At 53.3% G+C, this 3,236-nt stretch carries 3 protein-coding genes; all 3 read right to left on the bottom strand.

Features of this window, described 5'->3' with window-relative positions:
• Positions 1-296 precede the first annotated feature (296 nt).
• Positions 297-1,490: an O-antigen ligase family protein gene (locus J5224_RS24305; protein WP_264627795.1), complete on the bottom strand. Its 1,194-nt coding sequence runs from the start codon at positions 1,488-1,490 to the stop codon at positions 297-299.
• 164 nt (positions 1,491-1,654) lie between these two features.
• Complete coding sequence (gene rfaC, locus J5224_RS24310) at positions 1,655-2,674, bottom strand: lipopolysaccharide heptosyltransferase RfaC (protein ID WP_264627796.1); 1,020 nt, start codon at positions 2,672-2,674, stop codon at positions 1,655-1,657.
• The coding region (gene waaF, locus J5224_RS24315) for a lipopolysaccharide heptosyltransferase II (RefSeq protein WP_264627797.1) at positions 2,674-3,236 on the bottom strand (563 nt) is incomplete at its 5' end. The genes rfaC and waaF, both read right to left, overlap by 1 nt.

Raw genomic sequence — 3,236 nt, forward strand, 5'->3', positions numbered from 1 at the left:
TAGCGCGCTTTTAGCGTGCTGATAAGCGGCGTAGTCAACAGCATATCCCCATGAAAACGCAGCTTTACAATCAATATCCGGTTATAGGTATGGGTTTTGAGGCTCACTCGCTTTCCTTCAGTTAACGCACTTAATCCAGAAAATGACCACGCTACCGCCCCTGGCTTGTCAGCTACCAGTGGACTGCGCGTTATTATCCGGGTTGTTATCAGGCGTAACGTAAATAAATACACACGCTCTCTATGTTATACCGCTATGGTACTAAAAGCTGTATGCCTCTCACAGCGATAATTACGCTAGGTTGAGGGGGCGTCTGTGCTGGGTGGACGGGTCCATTTTCCCGTCAGCGTCATGCCAAGGCAGAATGTGACCAGCCACGCCATCAACATATCCCGCGCAAAGAGAATGACATCACTGAAGCCAAACATAAGTAAGGCAAATAACAGTGCAATGGAAAAGTGGCTGCGCAACACAAAAATCGAAAAATAACAGAGCGCGACATAAAACAAGGCGATCAGTAGCGCACCGGGCCAGCCTTTCAGCGAAAAAGCCTCAATGATATCGTTATGGAGATGCACGTTCAGGTAGCTCACCGCTCCCCTCATGGCTGGCGTCTGCTGCGCGAGAGCGGTGATCTCTGCCGCGCGCTGTTCGGCGGATTGCCCGAACGGCGCCGCAAACCCAGCGTCCAAACCGGATTGCACCATGGCAAACCGTGCGCCTACCGAGGTTTGACTGTTGTTCTGGCTGTAGCTGCGCATGTCATTGATCAAATCACGGGTGCGTTTATGGATCGTGTCCTGGAACAGCGCAACGCAGAGCGTTAGCGTTACGATGGAGCCAAATACGCCCTTAAGCAATTTACGTTTATTATGACGCACTTCTGATAACAGGATCATCGCCCCAATCAGGGGATAAACAAAAATAGCCGCCCGAGTCTGAGTCAGGATGATGGCACTGGTTACCAGCAAAAAATGGAATAAATAGAGATAATATTTATAGCGCACATTGAGCTTAAGTAACGCCTGCGCACTCAAGGCGCCGATAAACGTTATAAAATAGGCCGCGCTGGTTGCCGGGCCAAAGATCAGGCTTACACGGTGCATATCGTGAAAAACTGACTGAAATAGCGCATAAGCCAGCGTCATTGTGCAGATAAGCAATGAACCTAATTGCACCACGGGTTGGTTTTCGTGCGGCAAGTGGCATGCAGCTAATAGAATGAAGGCACCGAGGATCGCCGCATGCCCGGCGGTGCGATAGGCGGAATAGACATCAGTAAAAAGGGTGTCGGGTTGATAGTAAAGCGAAAACCAGACGAGGTTGAGACAGCCCATCAATAGCAACAACATGGGTAATATCAACAGCCGTTTTGCGGTGAGAACCTGTTTCACATGCGTCACCACATACAGTGCAGCAGACACCCCGGTCAAATAAAACAGCCATCCGGCGATGATGGTGCTAAACGGCATAACGGCTAGGGTCAGCATGCACCCCGGAAACAGCGTATTAGTGGTTAACGAAGCGCTTACCGCGGGGTATTTTGCCCAGTTGTATCTTAAATCATTCAACATATCATTCGGTCACGTAGCAAGGGCTATCCCCGTTATCCCGACCATCAGGGATGGCATGAGTGTAGCCCCGGCGCAAACCTTTACGGAAACGCGCTTTGCACCGATGTGTGCAGGGAAGTCGTGTCGAGAGGCTGTAAGTCTACCAACTCTGACAGCTTTTGCCGGACCGCATCGGCAGAGATCGCGCTCATGTGATGATTTTCAGAGTGTTCTACCACCTGATTGAGCCCATATCCACCAATAAGCCCAGGATCGGTAGGGCCATAGAGTGTGATATTAGGGCGATCCAATGCCGCCGTCAGGTGACTCAGGCCTGTATCCACGGAAACAACCGCTTGTGCTCCCGCCAACACGGTGGCCACCTGCTGCAAGCTCAGGCGCGGTAACACGTCGACGTGTGGAAAGTCGGCGGCAAGGCGCTGTGCCCGCTGATGTTCATGTTCTGCGCCCCAGGGGAGTTTGATGCGCAATCCTGACGGTTGCAGGCTGGCGATCAGCTCGATCCAGTGAGATTCGGGCCAATGTTTTTCATCTCGAGTGGTCGCATGTAGGAATACCAGATAGCGCCCGGTATCTTCCGGCGGTGCCGTCAGAAAATGCTGGGCAATACCGTAGTCCCCTCGATCGCTAGGTTTACGATAGCTCAGGCTGGCCGCGAAAAGTTCGCGAACGCGCTCGACGGCGTGCTGCTGCCGCGCAATGCGGTGCCGATAGTTATAGAAAATACTGGCCAGCGGCTCACGTGCGCTGCTGCTGTCTAAACCATGCTTTTTCCCGCGTGCGAGACGTGTGACTAACAGTGCACTTTTCAGTAATCCCTGAGCGTCAATGACCGCATCGTATTGGCGTTCTCGCAGTTTTTGCTTAAATTGTGCGCGTTCACGCCGCGTTTCTGCGCTAAACCAGCTTTTACGCCAGCGGCGGATAGCAACGGGGATCACGCGGTCAACGGCGCAATGCCAGGTGGGGATTTGGGCAAACCCTTCTTCCACTACCCAGTCAAACCGCAAATTGGGGATGACATGCATGGCGTCTGTCAAGGCCGGCAGCGTGTGCAATACATCGCCCATAGAGGAGGTTTTAACGATCAGCACCCGCATTAACGATGTTCCTGTGTCTGGAGGTAAGGCCCCAAGGCTTCCAACACGCGCTCAGGCTGAATATCAATCAGGCTTTGGTGATATCCCTGCTCGCCATCGCCTTTGCGCACGCGATGATAACCAGTAATCAAGCGGATAACGTTGGCCTGATGTGACAGCGGCGGTGTGAAATCCGGGCTGCTGGGACCATAGAGTGCCACCAAAGGGCGGTTTAGCGCGGCTGCCACGTGCATTAACCCGGAATCATTGCTGACCACCGCGTGACAGGCGGCAATCAGCACCACGGCTTGGTCCAGTGACGTTTTACCTGCCAGATTGGTGCAAAAGTCGCGCAGCGATTCGGGTAACGTATCGCGTATCGCTTCTCCCGCCTCGTTATCCTTGGCTGAGCCAAACAGGACAACGTGATGGCCGCGTTCGATCAGCGTTTGTGCCAGGCTGGCATAGTGATAGTGCGGCCAGCGCTTGGCGGGGCCAAATTCAGCGCCGGGGCAGAAACCAATAAGTGAGCGCTCGCTTACTAAATCAAAGGTGGGGAGTACGGCGTCGATTTCTGCCTGTG

Source organism: Candidatus Symbiopectobacterium sp. NZEC135 (genome assembly GCF_025962695.1).